Annotated in this window: 15 protein-coding genes; 9 read left to right on the top strand and 6 right to left on the bottom strand. The window is 36.9% G+C overall.

Features of this window, described 5'->3' with window-relative positions:
* Window positions 1–65: 65 nt before the first annotated feature.
* Complete coding sequence (locus CA834_RS12815) at window positions 66–1,028, bottom strand: electron transfer flavoprotein subunit alpha/FixB family protein (RefSeq protein WP_094969116.1); 963 nt, start codon at window positions 1,026–1,028, stop codon at window positions 66–68.
* A 98-nt stretch (window positions 1,029–1,126) separates the two neighbouring features.
* Entirely contained in the window at window positions 1,127–1,873 is a 747-nt protein-coding gene (locus CA834_RS12810) for an electron transfer flavoprotein subunit beta/FixA family protein (RefSeq protein ID WP_094969115.1), read from the bottom strand.
* A gap of 312 nt (window positions 1,874–2,185) precedes the next feature.
* Between CA834_RS12810 and CA834_RS12805 the strand changes: the two genes are divergently transcribed.
* The 5 genes from CA834_RS12805 (at window position 2,186) to CA834_RS12785 (ending at window position 10,088) form a co-directional block, all read left to right on the top strand.
* Complete coding sequence (locus CA834_RS12805; RefSeq protein ID WP_094969114.1) at window positions 2,186–3,163, top strand: pyruvate dehydrogenase complex E1 component subunit beta; 978 nt, start codon at window positions 2,186–2,188, stop codon at window positions 3,161–3,163.
* Window positions 3,164–3,255: 92 nt separating this feature from the next.
* Window positions 3,256–5,766, top strand: coding sequence for a DUF5686 and carboxypeptidase-like regulatory domain-containing protein (locus tag CA834_RS12800; RefSeq protein WP_094969113.1), 2,511 nt, complete (start codon window positions 3,256–3,258; stop codon window positions 5,764–5,766).
* A gap of 200 nt (window positions 5,767–5,966) precedes the next feature.
* Window positions 5,967–6,494 carry an inorganic diphosphatase gene (locus tag CA834_RS12795; protein ID WP_094969112.1) on the top strand — a complete coding sequence of 176 codons (528 nt, stop codon included), beginning with the start codon at window positions 5,967–5,969 and terminating at the stop codon, window positions 6,492–6,494.
* Between the two features lie 121 nt (window positions 6,495–6,615).
* Entirely contained in the window at window positions 6,616–9,015 is a 2,400-nt protein-coding gene (locus CA834_RS12790) for a sodium-translocating pyrophosphatase (RefSeq protein ID WP_094969111.1), read from the top strand.
* 74 nt (window positions 9,016–9,089) lie between these two features.
* Window positions 9,090–10,088 (top strand): App1 family protein, encoded by a 999-nt coding sequence (locus CA834_RS12785; protein ID WP_094969110.1) that lies wholly within the window; start codon window positions 9,090–9,092, stop codon window positions 10,086–10,088.
* Here the strand turns inward: CA834_RS12785 and CA834_RS12780 are convergent.
* From CA834_RS12780 to CA834_RS12765, 4 genes are all read right to left on the bottom strand, one after another.
* A complete protein-coding gene (locus tag CA834_RS12780) occupies window positions 10,085–10,699 on the bottom strand; it encodes a deoxynucleoside kinase (RefSeq protein ID WP_094969109.1) in 615 nt (204 codons plus the stop codon). The genes CA834_RS12785 and CA834_RS12780 overlap by 4 nt on opposite strands.
* A 3-nt stretch (window positions 10,700–10,702) precedes the next feature.
* Entirely contained in the window at window positions 10,703–11,485 is a 783-nt protein-coding gene (locus CA834_RS12775; protein WP_094969108.1) for a hypothetical protein, read from the bottom strand.
* A gap of 69 nt (window positions 11,486–11,554) precedes the next feature.
* Entirely contained in the window at window positions 11,555–12,238 is a 684-nt protein-coding gene (locus tag CA834_RS12770; protein WP_094969107.1) for a response regulator transcription factor, read from the bottom strand.
* Window positions 12,231–13,778: a sensor histidine kinase gene (locus CA834_RS12765; RefSeq protein WP_094969106.1), complete on the bottom strand. Its 1,548-nt coding sequence runs from the start codon at window positions 13,776–13,778 to the stop codon at window positions 12,231–12,233. Before CA834_RS12765 ends, CA834_RS12770 begins: the two co-directional genes overlap by 8 nt.
* Window positions 13,779–13,905: 127 nt before the next feature.
* Here CA834_RS12765 and CA834_RS12760 point away from each other — a divergent pair, with 127 nt between their 5' ends.
* From CA834_RS12760 to CA834_RS12745, 4 genes are all read left to right on the top strand, one after another.
* Window positions 13,906–14,286 carry a hypothetical protein gene (locus CA834_RS12760; protein ID WP_094969105.1) on the top strand — a complete coding sequence of 127 codons (381 nt, stop codon included), beginning with the start codon at window positions 13,906–13,908 and terminating at the stop codon, window positions 14,284–14,286.
* Between the two features lie 10 nt (window positions 14,287–14,296).
* Entirely contained in the window at window positions 14,297–15,142 is an 846-nt protein-coding gene (locus tag CA834_RS12755) for a GLPGLI family protein (RefSeq protein ID WP_094969104.1), read from the top strand.
* 174 nt (window positions 15,143–15,316) lie between these two features.
* Window positions 15,317–16,174, top strand: a complete 858-nt coding sequence (locus CA834_RS12750; protein ID WP_094969103.1) for a GLPGLI family protein — start codon at window positions 15,317–15,319, stop codon at window positions 16,172–16,174.
* Between the two features lie 52 nt (window positions 16,175–16,226).
* Window positions 16,227–18,926 (top strand): TonB-dependent receptor, encoded by a 2,700-nt coding sequence (locus CA834_RS12745; RefSeq protein ID WP_094969102.1) that lies wholly within the window; start codon window positions 16,227–16,229, stop codon window positions 18,924–18,926.
* The last annotated feature ends 43 nt before the right edge of the window (window positions 18,927–18,969 follow it).

Here is an 18,969-nt window from a genome sequence, read left to right as displayed (position 1 = left end):
TAAAAGGTTAAAAGTCAGGAGAAAATCTAAATTTAAACAGTTCTTTCTACTACAAGGTAATAAAATTATGCGTTTTGAGCTTTAAAAGTGCGCAGTTTTTCTGTCAATTTTGGAACCACCTCAAACGCATCGCCAACAATACCGTAATCTGCCGCTTTAAAGAAAGGGGCTTCGGGATCAGTGTTGATTACAACTTTTACTTTAGAAGAATTAATCCCAGCTAAATGTTGAATAGCTCCAGAAATACCTATGGCAATGTAAAGATTTGAAGCCACTGGCTTTCCTGTTTGACCAACATGCTCGCTGTGAGGTCTCCAACCTAAATCTGATACAGGTTTAGAACAAGCTGTAGCTGCACCAAGAACTTCTGCTAAATCTTCAATTAAGCCCCAATTTTCAGGACCTTTTAACCCTCTACCACCAGAGACAACAACTTCTGCATCTGCAATCGTGACCTTATCTGTAGCTTTATCGACAGATTCAACTCTAACACCGCTATCTGGAATGGCTGGTGAAAAATCCTCGACAGTAGCCGACCCACCTGTTTCAACTAAACCAAAGGAGTTGTTCGACAGTCCTACAATTTTGATATCTGTATGTATTTCCGTGTTTGCAAAGGCTTTGTTGGTGAAAGCTGTGCGTTTCACTGTAAAAGGCGATAGATTTGACGGTGTGTCAACTACATTAGATACATAACCTGCTTCAAGGCCAACGGCTAGAAGAGGAGCAAGATATCTGCTATCTGCACTTGAACCGATAACAACAACGGAGGCATTTTCTTTTTTAGCAGCAGTTTCTATGGCGGCCGCATATTTTTTGGCGTTGAACACATCTAAACTACTATCTGAAACATTAAGTACTTTAGAAGCGCCATAATTTCCTAAGCTTTCAGGGGCATTTGCATTAATGGCTATTGCAGTGACATCACTGCCCATTTTGTCTGCGATTGCTTTGGCATAGGAAACTACCTCAAATGCTGCTTTTTTAAATTTTCCTTTTTCTGATTCTGTATATACTAAAACGGACATAATTTCTTATAAATTTTTCCTGACTTTACTCAGGCACTTATTAATATTTGTTTTAATCTTCTCAGATTCCAAAATGAGTATGGAATCTCTCAGATTTACTAAATCACTTTAGCTTCATTGTGAAGTAAATTCACCAATTCGTCTATATTATCTGCATCAACAAGCTTCACAGCGCCTTTTGGAGCAGGCTTTTCAAAACTGACGGCTTTAGTCTCAGCTTTTGCGTCAACAGGCTCTAATACTGTTAACGGTTTTTTACGCGCCATCATAATACCACGCATGTTAGGGATTCTTAAATCGCTTTCTTCAACCAACCCTTTTTGGCCTCCAATAACTAAAGGCAAAGAAGTGCTCACAGTTTCTTTTCCTCCGTCAATTTCACGCACGGCCTTGGCATTAGTGCCTTCTATGTCTAAGGCGATACAATTCGTGACGAAATTGGCTCCTGTCATTGATGCTAACATTCCTGGTACCATACCGCCATTGTAGTCAATTGACTCTCTACCGGCAATTACTAAATCATAACCTCCGTCCTTTACAACTTTGGCGAGTTGCTTCGCTACTGCATAGCCATCTGTTGCTTCGGTATTTACCCTAATAGCAGCATCTGCACCAATAGCTAAAGCTTTTCTCAGCGTTGGTTCCGTCTCAGCACCTCCAACGTTAACAACATCAACGCTAGCACCTTGCTTTTCCTTAAACCACATGGCACGAGTCAGGCCAAATTCGTCGTTGGGATTAATGACATATTGTACACCATTAGTATCAAATTTACTGTCATTATCTGTGAAGTTAATTTTCGATGTTGTATCAGGAACATGACTTATACATACTAATATTTTCATATAACGTTGTTTTTATTTGCGAGCACGAAGATAAATATAAAAAATCAATTTTACTATGCGTGCATAATAAAATTTTGATAAAAGTTTAGGCATAATTGTTAAAATTCAGAATAAATCAACTTAAGAACTACCTTCTTATCGACTATCTATTTTTTTACTGATTCAAATCTAAATTACACGGGTTGTTTACTCCCGCTAATTCCCACAGGCAACGCTATCAAAATGATAAAAAATGGAGATACTTTATCCGTTGATTTAATGTTATTTTATTCTCAATTATTACTATTTTTGCTGGGCGATTAAAATTAAGATATGAAGACAATTCAATTTAGGGAAGCTGTTTGCGAGGCAATGAGCGAAGAGATGCGCAGGGATGAGAGTGTTTATCTAATCGGTGAGGAAGTAGCCGAATATAATGGTGCGTATAAAGCGTCAAAAGGTATGTTGGATGAATTTGGACCAAAACGCGTTGTTGATACACCTATTGCTGAACTTGGCTTTGCTGGAATTGCAATAGGGTCCACGATGACAGGGAACCGACCAATTGTGGAATATATGACGTTCAACTTTTCTCTTGTAGGAATTGACCAAATCATAAATAACGCGGCTAAAATTAGACAAATGTCTGGGGGCCAATTTAAATGCCCGATTGTATTTAGAGGGCCAACAGCTTCTGCTGGTCAATTGGGAGCAACCCACTCCCAAGCTTTTGAAAGTTGGTTTGCCAACACACCTGGCCTTAAGGTTATTGTTCCTTCAAACCCATATGATGCTAAAGGCTTGTTAAAATCGGCTATCAGGGATGATGACCCGGTCATTTTTATGGAAAGTGAGCAAATGTATGGTGATAAAGGTGAAGTTCCTGAAGGAGAATATACCATACCGATTGGTGTTGCTGATATAAAGCGTGAGGGTACTGATGTAACCATTGTATCCTTTGGAAAGATTATTAAGGAAGCTTATAAAGCTGCCGATGTATTACAAAAAGAGGGGATCTCTTGTGAAATTATAGATTTACGTACCGTCCGCCCAATGGATAGAAAAGCGATTCTAGAGTCCGTTAAGAAAACCAATAGATTAGTTGTGCTCGAAGAGGCTTGGCCTTTTGGAAATGTTGCGACTGAAATCACTTATTTAGTGCAATCGGAAGTCTTTGATTATTTAGACGCCCCAGTGGTGAAAATAAATACGGCTGATACACCAGCGCCATATTCACCTGTCCTATTAGAAGAATGGTTGCCCAATAGCAATGATGTGGTAAAAGCGGTGAAAAAAGTGATGTATAAGTAAATAATTCGCAGATTCCTGCGTTCAATAAACTTCATCAGTAACCCAATAAACGCTCGTTTTTCGTGGTTGTTGATGAAGTTTATGCTTTAAATATGAAGTTAAAACTACTCTTATTTTTTCTTACCCTAAGTGTTTTTTCATCTATAGCGCAAACTAAGGTCAGTGGTAATGTCTATGATGAAAACAATGAACCTATAGCTTATGCCAATGTGCTTTTTAAGGGTTCAACTGAGGGTACCACAACAAATGAGAATGGTCGGTTTTATTTAGAATCCGATGAACGGTGGGATACGCTTATCATTTCTTTTATTGGTTTTGAAACTATAGAAACCCCTCTAATCAAAAGTGTTAATTTTGATTTGAAATTCATTCTTAAAGAAGAAGCTTCATCGCTAGATGAAGTCGTTATCGTTACCGGAAAGCAATCGAAGAAAGCTTCTGAAAACCCTGCTATTGCTATTCTTAAAAAAATTTGGGAACGAAAACGCCAAAATGGTCTCAACCAATTTGAACAATACGAGTATGACCAATACGAAAAAGTAGAATTTGATTTAAATACTATTGACAGCGCACTGATAAAAAGTAAGTTATTTAAGGGCATGGAGTTTGTCTTTGAAAAAGTAGATACCTCCAACGTTACGGGTAAAACGTATTTGCCTATTTTCTTAAATGAGTCGGTTAAGCATATTTCTGGGGATAACCTCCTTAAAAAAGAACGTGAAGATTTGGTTGGAAATAAAAACTCTGGATTCAGCAATAATCAAATTATCATTGACTTTATAGACGATTTATATTCGGAGTACAATATTTACGATAATTATTTGAAGTTTTTTGATAAAAGCTTTGTGAGTCCTTTAGGTCGAACAGGAATTCAAACCTATAATTACGTATTGTCAGATAGTGCTTTTATAGGTGATAAATGGTGTTATAATATTATTTATTACCCTAGGCGTAAAAATGAACTGACCTTTAAAGGGGATTTTTGGGTGAATGATTCCACATATGCCGTCAAGGAAATTAATTTACAGGCTTCAAAAAGTGCCAATATCAATTGGGTTAAGGAAATCTACATAGAACAGGAATTTGAAGTGCTAAATGATTCTGTATTTCTTATAAAGCGCGATTATTTCCTTTCGGATTTTGCCTTGAATAAAAAAGAGACATCGCGTGGGGTCTATGGTAAGCGGACCACCCTGTATGATAATTACAATTTTAATCAGCCCAAAGCATCTAAATTCTATGACAAGGTAGTTTACGATTACGATAAGGATGTGTACAATAGGGAGGATGAATTTTGGCAGGAAAATAGACTTGAGGTACTTAATAAGGATGAAAAAGGGATTTACAAAATGTTAGATACCCTAAAGACGGTTAAGAAGTTTAAGCGTCTTTACAATTTGGGTAGTATTTTAGCTTCGGGCTATATTGAATTTCCTAGTATTAATTTTGATTATGGCCCCATCTTTTCCACCTTAGGATACAATGATGTTGAAGGTCTGCGCATTAGGACAGGAGGCCGTACCTATTTTGGACCCAATGACCTATGGCGCCTAGAGGGTTTTTTGGCTTATGGGTTTAAGGACAACAAATTTAAGTACGGTATTTCAGGTAAATGGCTCTTAGATAAGCGCAGTAGATTTACAATATTTGGAGGACACCGACGAGATATTGAACAGATTGGGGCAAGCCTAACCAGTTCAACGGATGTCTTAGGCAGAAGTTTAGCGTCCAATGCTGTATTTACGGCAGGAGCAAATGATAAATTATCTAACATTAATCTCACCAACTTTGGCGTTTCTGTAGAGCCATTTCGAAATCTTGAGGTTCGTTGGGATGGGAGTTTCAGAAGAATAAGTAGTGCCTCGCCAACATTTAGTTTAGATTACAACGACCCCAATTCCCCTACAGGGGTGTCTTCGGAGGTGTTTCAATTTGAAAGCCGATTTTCGTTAGGGTATTTTCCTTTAAGACAAATGACGGGTTATGGTGTGGAGCGCAAGGAGAAGAACGATAATTTTGCCAGATTATTTGCTCAGGTAACAAGAGGTGACCGTAATTGGTTTAATAGTGATTTTGATTATACCAAACTGCAATTTTCTTACATACAACCGTGGCAGGTTGGAGGCTTTGGTAGGCTAACAAGTTCCGTTGAATTAGGTAAGACCTTTGGAGAAGTGCCTCTCGCACTATTGAGTGTTGTCCCAGGTAACCAAACTTATTTTTCTATTTACAATACGTTTCCTCAGCTCGATTTTTATGAGTTTGTTACCGATACCTATACTTCATTGCACTTAGAGCATAATTTTAATGGAAGGATATTTTCTCGAATACCGTTTTTAAAAAAGTATAATCTGAGGGCCATTTTTGGTCTTAGAGTTGTTTGGGGAGAATTATCTGATGATAACATAGCTTTAAACACAACAGGAAACCTTTTGGAATTTCCGTTAATAGCGCCAGATTCTCGGGTTTATTATGAATACAGTTTTGGAATCGCCAATATATTTAAGGTGTTACGGTTAGATTTTAACTTTAGAGGTAATTACCTCGATAATCCTGGAGCCAGAAAATTTGGGGTTACAGGAAGTTTTGGATTCTTTTTTTAATGTACAGACAAGTCATTTAGGTGTTGGATATCAGTCCAGAAAAAATATTTGACCAAATGACAATGAGCCTTGGGCTTAAAAGGCTAGGCGAAGGTTGGCTTTCCATCTTAAATTAAGTAGTTTTAATTAAAACTATATGTAAAATTATTTAGGAGTAAGACTATCCAATTTTTATCTTTGAAGCCCATAAAATAATAGGCATGGCAATTTCAAAGGATTTAACATTTGACGTATTAATAGAAATACCAAAAGGAAGTAGAAACAAATATGAGTACGATTTCGAATTAAAAAAAATCCGTTTCGATAGAATGTTGTTTTCATCTATGATGTATCCGGGTGACTATGGTTTTGTGCCCGAGACATTAGCTTTAGATGGTGACCCCCTTGATGTTTTGGTGCTAGGACATGAGCCAACATTCCCAATGTGCGTTATGGAAGTAAAGCCAATAGGCGTATTTCATATGGCAGATGAGAAAGGGCCAGATGAGAAGATTGTTTGTGTACCGATTTCAGATCCCATTTGGAGCCTAAAGGAAGATATTTCAGATTTAAACCCCCATCGCTTAGATGAGATTACCCACTTTTTCCAGGTCTATAAAGATCTAGAAAAGAAAAAAGTTGATGTTGGTGGTTGGGGAAATGCACTTGAAGCACGCGGGATAGTTCAGGATTGTATCAAGCGTTATCAAAACAGTGACCACAAAATAAAGGGTAATTTCACAATATAAATCACAGCTTAAATCTAGCTTCATTTAGCCCTTTTAGATATGCTTTAAAAGGGTTTTTCTATTAACATTCATTTTACTACTTTTGCCGAGCTAAATAACAAATCAAACTAAATAATAAAATATGGAATCTAACGTAATTTTTATTCCAATGGCATTTGCAATTTTAGGGTTGCTTTTTATGTTTATTAAAATGTCATGGGTAAAAAAACAAGCCGCTGGTAGTGAGAAAATGCAGGGCATATCTAAAGCAATCAAAGAAGGTGCTTTGGCATTTCTTGGCGCAGAATACCGATTACTATTAATCTTCGTTGTTATAGCGTCTGTTGCACTTTTTGGAATTGCACAGTATGTAGATACAACAAGTATATTAATTATACCAGCCTTTATCACAGGGGCTGTATTTTCGGCCTTAGCTGGTAATGTTGGTATGCGTATTGCAACTGAAGCCAACACACGTACTGCAGAAGCGGCAAAAACAAGCTTACCACAAGCTCTTAAGGTTTCTTTCGGTGGAGGTACAGTAATGGGACTTGGTGTAGCTGGTTTAGCAGTTTTAGGCTTGAGTCTCTTGTTTTTTATCTTTTTAGGTCAATTTATGACGGATGGTGGAGACTTTTACAGTGATATGACGATTGTTTTGGAAACATTAGCTGGCTTTTCACTTGGTGCAGAGTCTATCGCTTTATTTGCTAGAGTTGGTGGAGGAATTTATACCAAAGCGGCAGATGTTGGTGCGGATTTAGTAGGAAAGGTAGAAGCTGGTATTCCAGAAGACGACCCTAGAAACCCAGCAACCATTGCGGACAACGTTGGTGATAATGTAGGGGATGTTGCAGGTATGGGTGCTGACCTTTTTGGGTCTTATGTGGCAACTGTGCTGGCAGCTATGGTTTTAGGAAACTATATAATTAAGGACATGTCAGTCACGACTCAATTTACTGATGCCTTTAATAATATGGGCCCTATACTATTACCGTTGGTTATAGCTGGAGTTGGTATTTTAGCCTCTATAATAGGAACGTTATTAGTGCGAATCTCAAATAATGATGCCAAGGAAGCTCAAGTGCAAAGAGCTTTAGATATTGGTAACTGGGTAGCTATAGGACTTACAGCTGTTGCGTCTTGGTTCTTAATCCGCTGGATGTTGCCAATGACTATGGAAATGAGTTTCTTTGGAGAAGGTATTAAAGAGATTCCATCGCGTCATGTATTTTATGCGGCTATGATTGGTTTGGCTGTGGGTGCACTGATTTCTATGGTAACCGCGCATTATACCTCTCTCGGAAGGAAACCCGTCTTAGGGATTGTGAAAAACAGTTCTACCGGTGCAGCGACTAATATTATTGCAGGTCTTGCTGTAGGTATGAAATCAACATTTTTATCAGTTCTTTTATTTGCGGCTGCTATCTATGGGTCTTACACTTTAGCTGGATTTTACGGCGTGGCATTGGCGGCTTCGGCAATGATGGCAACTACAGCAATGCAATTGGCGATTGATGCTTTTGGTCCTATTGCTGATAATGCAGGAGGTGTAGCCGAAATGAGTGAGTTAGAACCACATGTTCGTGAACGTACCGATATTTTAGATTCAGTGGGTAATACTACTGCTGCTGTTGGTAAAGGTTTTGCCATTGCCTCGGCAGCATTAACAGCCTTAGCACTTTTCGCTGCTTATGTAACCTTTACAGGGATCGACGGTATTAATATCTTTAGAGCCGATGTTTTAGCTATGTTGTTCGTAGGTGGAATGATTCCCGTTGTTTTCTCAGCTCTGGCAATGCAGTCGGTAGGAAAAGCTGCTATGGAAATGGTACAAGAAGTGCGTCGTCAATTCAGGGAAATTCCAGGTATTATGGAAGGAACTGGAACACCGGAATATGCAAAATGTGTCGATATTTCAACGCAAGCCGCTTTGAAGGAAATGATATTACCTGGGCTAATTACTATTATTACACCTGTGATTATAGGATTGGTATTTGGTGCTGAACCATTAGGGGGCTATATGGCTGGTGTTTGTGTCAGTGGTGTTATGTGGGCTATTTTCCAAAATAATGCCGGTGGCGCATGGGATAATGCTAAAAAATCTTTTGAAGCGGGTGTAGAAATTAATGGTGAAATGACTTATAAAGGTTCGGATGCTCACAAAGCAGCTGTAACTGGTGATACCGTCGGTGATCCATTTAAAGATACTTCTGGGCCATCAATGAATATCTTAATTAAGTTAACTTGTTTGGTTGGTCTTGTAATTGCCCCGATCTTAGGAGGGCATTCTTCTGAAACAGGTATGGCTATAAATGAGGAAGAAGTTTCCGTTGAAATGGCCGTTGAATCTACTGACATGGCAAGTGCTACTGTACAATATACAGTTATTAAAGATGGTGAGAAAGTATCAGAAATTATTATGTTTGAGGGTACGGAATCTGAAGTTTATAAACAACTAGAAGCCTTTGAAACAGGTATTAAGAAACAATCAGGTGACAATGTAAAGGTGATTGAAAAAGTGGATATTAAAAAGAGGTAATCGTTATATTAATACAATCGAAACCACGCCAATTGGCGTGGTTTTTTTATTTTTATACCTATTGTCAGGTGTATATGATATTTAAAAAGGACCCTTTACAGATAATTCCATTTTTGACCTATGGCACTAAAACGCACCTTTATTTAAAGGGACGAGCACTTGAAGATGAAGATATTGATCTGGATAAGAAAGGTTGGTTTGACATTATTCTAAATTCCTGGAAACGTTTTGAAACGGATGAAATACGCAAAACGGCCATAAAAATTACGGTTGCTAATATAAGGATAGACTCTAAAACAGATGCTGAAGGCTATTATTTAATCGATGAATCTACCTCAAATGTAGAAAGCTTTGCAGATAAGGAGGGATGGTTGAATTACAGCATTTCTTATGATGTAGAAAATATAAAGCGTCAGATTAAGTCTAATAATCTGTTTGATGGAGAGATGCTTATTCCTAATGATAAGGCATCTTTTGGAGTTATAAGTGATATTGATGATACTATACTTCACACAGGAGTGGCTTCACCTTTAAAATGGCGTGTTGTGGTAAATACGTTTTTTAAAACACCACATAAGCGAAAGGCCTTGGAAGGGGCTTCGGAGTTTTACAGCTTGTTACACAATGGCAAAACAGAACATGAGGCTAATCCTATTTTTTATGTCAGTAATAGTCCTTGGAACCTCTATCGTTATCTAGATGTTTTTTTAAAGCGTAATAAATTCCCTAAAGGGCCAATTCTGTTACGCGATTTTAGAACACCATTTGATAGAACACCAAAAACTGAACTCGCTCATAAATATCATGAGATATATAATATTCTCAAGACCTACCCGAATTTAAGTTTTATTTTAATCGGTGATTGTGGCGAAAAGGATGCCTATATCTATTTGGATGTTGTAAAGGAATTTCCAGATAGAATCAAGGCTATTTATTTAAGGGCTGTTGAACACAAAAAAAAGATGAAGCGTATTTCCTCACTGTTCGCAACGTACAAGGAGGTCCCCGTATTGATAGTTGAAGAGGGCGAGCATGCCTTAAATCATGCTAGAGAACACAGTTTTATCGTTTAAAACAGGCCATGAATTTCAGCATCAATTTTATTGATTATACCACCTAAATCCTCTGGATTAGAGACAAAGTCTAGTTCGTCAACACTTACTATCAATAAATTTCCTTTGTTATAGCCGTGAATCCATGCTTCGTAGCGTTCATTCAAGCGGCTGAGGTAGTCTATACTTATAGAGTTTTCGTAATCACGACCGCGTTTATGAATCTGGGATACTAAATTAGGAATAGTACTTCGGAGGTAAATCAATAAATCTGGTCCTTTAACAAAGGATTCCATCAATTCAAAGAGCGAAGAATAATTTTCAAAATCGCGATTGGTCATAAGACCCATGGCGTGAAGATTGGGGGCAAAGATATGAGCATCTTCGTATATGGTGCGGTCTTGAATGATGTCCTTTCCGCTGTTGCGGATTTGTTTTATCTGTCGAAACCTGCTGTTTAAGAAGTAGACTTGCAGATTAAAACTCCAGCGCTCCATTTGGTTGTAAAAATCGTCTAAATATGGATTGTCCACTACATCCTCTAGCTGTGCTTCCCATTTGTAGTGTTTTGCCAATAATTTAGTCAGTGTTGTTTTGCCAGCACCAATGTTTCCTGCTACAGCAATATGCATAATCTATTCTTGTTTTAGTTGATAGCGACGAAGACTTCCGTCGTTGTAAATATACAAGGTTTCGTTTGTTACCAAAAACTGATTTATTAACAAATTTGGGTGTTCTATGGGCAGAATTTGAGTTGTGTTTTTGGGTAAAATATACAGTTGGTTACCTTTATTCAGAACCACATGGGCTTTGCTAAAGGCCATGTGCTCAAATCCTTCGTTTTTAATTTTTTCAATGAGACTGCCAAAATAATTGTAGATGTAGAGATAGTTTTCAGTAAGCATATAGCAATAATTGTAATCGCTTTTTAAATCTAGAATGTCAGACTGAACAGGAACCGTTTTTAGCCTTATTTTATTAGTCTTAAAATCATACAATTCCAATTGCTGTAGATCTTGATTAAAAATCCAGAGTGTATTATCAAATCCTGTGGAGACATAGGTGATATTCTTGTAAGGTATAATGGTATTGAAATCTACTTTAAAGATTTCGGCGAGTCTATTGTCTAGAACAATGACAGTATTAAAATCTCGATAGAACAGATTAATTTTTAGTGGATTAAAGGCATTGGCGGTTGTAATCTCGCTGAGTTGAAAATTGGTGTAAGTTACAATAGTATCTTTGGTCTTTTTGTAAAAAGTATTATCGTCTGTAGTGTAGTAGAGTGTTCCGAAAGGGTCTATACCGAATATGTCTTTAGCTTCAATTGCTAAAGAATCCTTATAGGTTGCCTTAAAAGTGTTTTGTCCAAAGCCAATAAAGCTCGCAAGCAGTATAAAGTAGAATAGCTTTTGCATATGGGAAGGTAAAATACAAAAATTGCACCATTCTATAACCTCACAACGTAATGATTTAGTGTAATAAAACTAAATTGTTAACTTATAACCATAGCCGCGAACATTGATGATTTTAATTCGTTCATCGCGCTTGAGCTTTTTCCTCAGTTTGGTAATAAACACATCCATACTTCTTGCAGAGAAGAAATCATCGGTTCCCCAGAGTTTGTTGAGAATAAGAGAACGGTCCAAGACCTTGTTCTTATTTTTGATCAAGTGAAATAATAAGTGGGCTTCTCTATGGGTAAGCCGTGTTTCAGGGTTTTCCTTATACTTTAATTGCTGTTTGGGAAAATCAAAAATAAAGTCGCCTAGCGTAATTACTTCAGTGGTTTTCTGAGTTTTTGCTCTATTCAACAAATTGTGTATGCGTACAATAAGTTCTTCCATACTAAAGGGCTTTTTCAAATAATCATTGCCACCAATTGAAAAACCTTCAACAACATCTGCGGTTTGGGATTTTGCGGTTAGAAAAATTATAGGAATGGTATCATCAATAGCTCGAATTTCCTTGGCTAATGTAAACCCATCTTTTTTGGGCATCATCACATCCAGTACTAAAATTTCTGGTGTTTCAGATTGATATCTTTCAAAGGCCTTTTCACCATTTTCGCATAAGGTGACATCAAAATCTCGAGTTTCTAGGCTTTCTTTTATGATCTGGCCTAAAGCGGCCTCATCTTCGGCTAATAATAGTTTGATCTTGTCAGGCATTAGGAATTGTAATTTTAAAAGTCGTTAAGGCATTGTTTAGCTCAACATCTATGGTTCCACCATGCTTTTCTACAATGGTTTTGGTGTAGAATAAGCCAATCCCAAATCCTTTCACATCATGAGTGTTACCTTTTGGGACACGGTAGAATTTCTCAAAAATATGTCTTTTATTAGCTTCAGATAGGGAACTTCCATTATCTGAGATATGAATCTCAAAATGTGAATCTTTAGGGATTAAATCGACAAAAATCTTAGAACCTCCGTATTTAATAGCATTATCCAGAATGTTATTGATTGCGTTTTCAAAATGAAATACATCTACTTGGGCTAGAAGTGCATCAACCTTGAGGTTAAGGCGAAATACCTTTTCTTTAGTTTGTTCTTGAAATTTACCTACAATGTCCTGAACTAGGAATGCGACATCAGTGGCTTCTTTATTAAGCTCTAGTTTATCACTATCTAAAGTTGCGGTTTCAAGAAGTTTTTCTACCATAATATTGAGCTTTTCTAGTTGCTCTGATGACATGTTAATATATTTTTTCGTTTTTTCCTTGTCATTAATACCATTGAAATTATTAATGCTCTCTAGAGCTACGCCAATTGTAGCAATTGGTGTTTTAAATTCGTGAGTGATATTACTGATTAGGTCGTTCTTGACTTCAGCCAATTCCTTTTGGTGTTTTATGATTTTTAAGAGATAAAACAAGCTACTAATTATGGCTAATACTAAAAGTGAGGATATTAATATGCCACCAACACCTCGTTTTAAAATCAATAAAGTCTCATCGGAAAAATCCAATTTTAAACTACTATCCTTGGGTAAGAATGTAGATTTTGAATTAGTGCTTAAGGTTAAATTTTTGGATGGGTGATTATGATCTTTTACAAGCGTGTCTATTCGTCTTCCTGATCCTTTATATTCTTCAGTATCATTAGACTGAAAGTACGAAAGTTTACTTTCCAATTCTATGTTCTTGCGTTTTAATTCGGCCTTGAGTAAACTATCAATAGCGGTTAAATCCAAGGAGTCATTTTTTATGGAAATAACGATTTTAGAGGTAAGCATTTGAATATTAGAAAGGTTCAGTGAATCTTTCACATTTCTTAAAGCCTTAACTTGAGACTTAAGAGAGTCCACTGAAATAGGACTGTGCTCTTTACGATATTTCGTCATCATTGAATCTACCTCAAGTCCTCGTACCACTGTGACGCCATCTAGCATACTGACATCAACGGAGTCTAAATTTTTAAATTGGCCGTTTTTCTTGTCAATATCTTTTAAAACATTCGAGAAAGCACCACCTTCCGAAAAAAGGCTATCTGTGTTAATGCCTTTAAATGAAAATCCCATGGTTGTTTTTTTGGCGAGATTCGCATAATAGTCATCAACCGCCTTGTCTAAACTTAGCTGTACATCATTAATGAGTTGTTGTTTGTTGGTTTCATAGTTTTTGTAATTCCAATATATCTGAATAGCAATAGTGGTAACTATTACCACGGCTATTGCGTACAAAATCCAATTATAACGTTTATCATTCATATATCAAATGTATGAGTAAAAGCTAAGGTAATACTAATCGATTAACACACGTTAACACTAGTTAACCTAAAAAGCCAATCCGTGTGCTCATATTTGTGGTGTATTAATCATTAAATCATTAGAAATTATGAAAAATTTAATTTTACCTTTTTTATTATTTGTTGGTGCCTTGGGGTTCAGCCAGTCTGAATCCATTGAGGATATGGAAATTACAAAAGAAAAAGTAGAGCGTTTAGGTGTCGTGATCACAGTAGATTCTTTGGAGGAATTGGAATCGACCTTTAACATAGCTGATATTAAAAATATGTTTGATCTTACAAGTAAAGATAAAACAGTGTCTTTTGAATTGGTGTGTAATGGTGAGCCAATGTCAAACGGAAAAAAATCTCATATGTCTTATAAAATTGAGGGCTCATCCAACGATGAAGAGGCGTTCCTTAAACGTGTTGAGACCATTAAAAAGGTCGCTATTAAGCACTATAAGAAGTATTATAAAATAAATAATTAAAATCAATCAAATGACAACAGTTATTAGAATATTGATCTTAGTGTTAGCAGCAGGATTTACTGCTGTTAACGCTCAAGATTTTCAAGGCGAAGCTATCTACAGGACTCAGCGTAAGGTGAATATCAAATTAGATAGTACTAAAATGTCTGGCGAAATGCAGAAACAAATGCAAGAGATGCTTAAAAAGCAATTTCAAAAAACTTTCGTACTTAATTTTGACAAAGAACAATCAGTTTACAAGGAGGAGTTGTCGTTAAGTACACCACAGCCAAGTGTGGGCAGTGGTATGATGGTCCAGACCCTGGGAGGAGGTTCTCAAGATATACTATGGAAAAATACCAAGGAAGGTAGATTTGTTAACCAAACTGATTTGATGGGTAAAATATTTTTAATACAGGATAGCCTGCCTAAGTTAGATTGGGAGCTTAAAAAAGACACGAAATATATTGGTCAATATACTTGCTACAAGGCAACTCTAACCAGGGAAATTGAGGTTGTGAAATCAGGAATTTCTATTAACGGGGATAAGGATTTATCTGAAGATAAAACCACCAAGGAGACCCAAATCATCACGGCATGGTATACTCCTGAAATTCCAGTGAATCATGGACCACAAAAGTATCAGGGTCTGCCCGGTCTAATTTTAGAGGTCAATGATGGTAGCCAAACCGTTATTTGTAGTAAGATTATCTTAAACCCTCAAAATCCTATTGACATAAGAGCACCAAAAAAGGGTAAAGAAATTAATCAAGAAGACTTTGATGTGATTCAAGAAAAAAAGCGCGAGGAGTTAATCGAAAGTTTCAAGGGTAGAGGAAGAGATGGCGAGTCTATTCAGATTAGGATAGGTGGATAAACTTTAAGATTTATTTAACTAAGTGAACTTAAACTTTCGAAGTTGTTCAATGTCTTAGCAATGATATAGTAGTTTGACTAAAGGCAATAGTGTTAATGTTTTGATAAACCAAGATATTTCGTTTAAACTTTAAATACTTTTGTTAGACACTAATCAAACTAAAATATACTTTCTATGAAACCAATGCTACTCAAAATAAGTATTTTAGTTCTAACCTTATCGGTTTTTTCTATACACCAACCACCTGTGCAAGAATTTCAGGGGCAAGCTGTTTATTTTTCAAAAACTAAAATGGATTTGGGCCGTTGGGGCGCACGATTCAGTGAAGCTCAAAAAAAGCAAATGAAAGAAAGGTTGAAAAGTCAGTTAGAAAAGACATATATACTTACTTTCAACAAAGAGGAGTCATTATTTTATGAGGACGAACAACTAGATGCAATGTCGGGAGCCACAAATTCATGGGGAAAGAATTTTGCTGCAGGAGAGAGCTACAAAAATGTAAAGACCAATACGCAGATTCAAGACCAAGAGTTTTATGGGAAACAGTTTTTAGTTAAGGACAAGTTGCAAGACATCCAGTGGACTATGGGAAAGGAATCAAGGCAAATTGGAAATTATATGTGTTTTAAGGCTACGGCGATTATTCCTACTGAGGAATTGACGTGGTATACATTTGATTGGAATGAACTACGAAATCAGGAAAGGGAAAAGAAAATAGCAGATTCGTTAAGGGCTATTGGTGAAGAGCCCAAAGAAGAAATCCCAATGACTATGGTAGAAGCTTGGTATACCCCGCAAATACCTGTTAGTCATGGACCACTTGAATATTGGGGCTTGCCAGGTCTTATTTTAGAAGTTAGTGCAGGCAATACAACGATGCTTTGTTCAAAAATTACTTTAAATCCAGCGGAAAAAGTTAAAATTGAACCACCTTCTAAAGGGAAAGAAATCACAAAAAAGGAATACAAAAAAACTATTATCTCTAAAATGCAAGAGTTCAGAGATAGTCGTGGCAGGAGAAGACGTAGCTAGCTAAACTAGTTGTCTCATATATTTTACTTCAAACTTTATCTAAGCATACACTATGAAATATTATGTACTTGTGGCGCTCATGTGCGTTACTAGCCTTTCTTTTGCTCAAATCACAATGTCCGGTGTGGTAAAAGATAGTATAGGCCAACCTTTGGAGTTAACCAATGTCATTGCCATAGTGCCTGAAAGTGGGGGGTTAGAATCCTACAGTATAACCGACTCTAAGGGGTATTATAAATTATCCTTAGCCAAAAACTCAAAATTCAAGTTACAGATTACGGCCATTGGTTTTAAATCCATTCAGGAGGAGATAGTCACCAAGGAAGAAGACATCAAGAGAGACTTCATAATGAAAATTGATGATGCCCTAGATGCTGTAGAATTGACTTATGAAATGCCGGTTCAAATTAAAGGTGATACCTTGATATATAATGCAGACTCCTTTAAAAATGGTACGGAGCGTAAATTAGAAGACGTTTTAGAGAAGTTGCCAGGAGTAGAAGTCACGGAAGACGGAGGTATAGAGGTTGAAGGGCAACGTGTACAAAAGGTAATGGTTGATGGAAAAGATTTTTTTGATGGCGATACCCGCATTGCGACAAAAAACATCCCTTCAAATGTAGTGGATAAAATACAAGTGTTAAAGAACTATTCTGAGCAACGCCAATTGAGTGGTGTAAGAAATAATCAAGACAATGTAGCTATTAACATTAAACTAAAAGAAGGGAAGACCAACTTTTGGTTTGGTGAAGTTAAAGTGGGCGGAGGCGCTTCAACGGATGAAGCATTATACGTTGCACAGCCAAAATTGTTTTATTACAATCCAAAATACAGCCTAAATTTTATAGGTGATTTAAATAACATTGGCGAACCTGCCTTGAATGGTCGTGATTTGAGAAATTTTGGTGGAGGTTTTAGAGCCCCAAGTACGGGTAGCGGTACCAATCTTAATTTAGGAACCAACGTAGGTAATTTTCTAAATACAAATAGAAATAGGGTAGAACGTATTGAGTCCAAGTTAATGGCAGGTAATTTTAGCTACTCTCCAAAGGAAAGTTTAGACTTTAGCGGTTTTGTGATTTACAATACCAACCGCGTTGATGTAAGAGAGCGAAGTTCTGTTCAATATACAGATCCGGACCTAGGTATCCCTGATGAGAATACAACCCAGGATGCTAGGCAGGGAACTGATAATGGTTTAGTGAAGTTTAGCACGCGTTACATACCAAACGTTAATAACCAATTGGATTACGATATATTAGGTCGCTATACGAAGGAGGAACAACGTCAGCGTTTTGTGTCTTCTGTGTTGGGAGGAACGTCACAGTTTGATGAGAATGATCCGTTCAGCATTAACCAAAATCTTAATTATTACCTAACCCTCAACGAAACTAATATTTTTGCCTTTGAGGCACAGCATTTGTTCCAGGATGAAGATCCGTTTTATAATGCGATAATAGATGAAAAAGACACCTATCAAAATACAGCCGAAGTAATAGGGTTAGATTTAAATCAAGCTAATTTTGACTTAGTCCAAGACCGAAGAATAAAAACAAATCAATTTGATGGTAAGCTGGATTATTACAAGGTGTTAAATAAAAAGAGTAATCTTAATTTATTTTTAGGAACGATATTTAGTCGACAAGATTTCGATTCACGTATATTTCAATTTCTTGACGATAATAGCACATTTGACCCTACGCCTCTTGATGACTTAAGCGCAACTAACGACGTTAGGTACAGTTTTAGCGATTTGTACGCAGGTGTGCGTTACACGGCAAAAGTAGGTGCATTTACATTTCAACCAGCGGTGTCCTTCCATGCTTATGGTAATAATAACTTTCAGAATGGACAAGAGTTTGGGGAAGACTTCTACAGAATTCTGCCTGATGTAGAAATCCGTTGGGACATAAAAAACAGTGAGAATTTAAGGTTGACCTACAATATGCAAAACCAGTTTACGGATGTGGCTAATTTGGCCCAAGGCTTAGTGTTAAACAACTTCAATAGCCTTTTTGTTGGTGAGCCTACCTTAGAAAATGGCTTATCCCAAAATGTCAATTTAAGATATACCAATTTTAATTTGTTCAATTTCACCAATATAATAGCCTTTTTAACCTATAGTAAGCGAGAAGACCAAATAAGGAATATAGTTGATTTTGAAAGTGTGGTGCGAAATTCTACAGTGTTTAACTCGCCATTTGCAGACGAAACGTTTACGGCCTTCGGTAGATATCAGCGTACCTTTGGAAAGATAAGAGCAGAATTTCAAGCCAATTTTAACTATTCAAAATTCAATCAGATTATTGGAGGGAATCGTTCAACCAACGAAAATTATACGCAATCCTACAGGCCTGGAATCCGCACTAATTTCAGAGAGGCACCTAATGTTAATCTAAGATGGCAATACAGCATTCAAGATGTGGATCAGGGGACTAGAAGAAATCAAATCTATACGAATGCCCCATCAATAGATTTCGACGCCTATATCTGGAAATCTGTGACTTTCAGAACAGATTACACCTATAATAGTGTTGATGACGGAACTAACGTTAATACTTTTGATATCTGGAATGCGACCTTGTCATACAGAAAAGAAAGAGCATCTAAATGGGAGTATGAGATAAGCGCTACGAACCTTTTAAACACCCAATCTAGAATCAATACCAATGCCGGGAATATATCCTTTAGCTTACAGGAAACGTTTATTCAACCTCGATTTTTAAGTTTTAGAGTGGTGTATACCTTATAATAATCTATAAAATATTAAGATGATAAGCCTTCCTATTATGGAG

The sequence above is a fragment of the Winogradskyella aurantia genome, assembly GCF_002266855.1.
GTDB classification, from domain to species: domain Bacteria; phylum Bacteroidota; class Bacteroidia; order Flavobacteriales; family Flavobacteriaceae; genus Winogradskyella; species Winogradskyella aurantia.
Note: the sequence above shows the minus strand (reverse complement) of the source record. Positions and strands in the feature narration are given on the sequence as shown.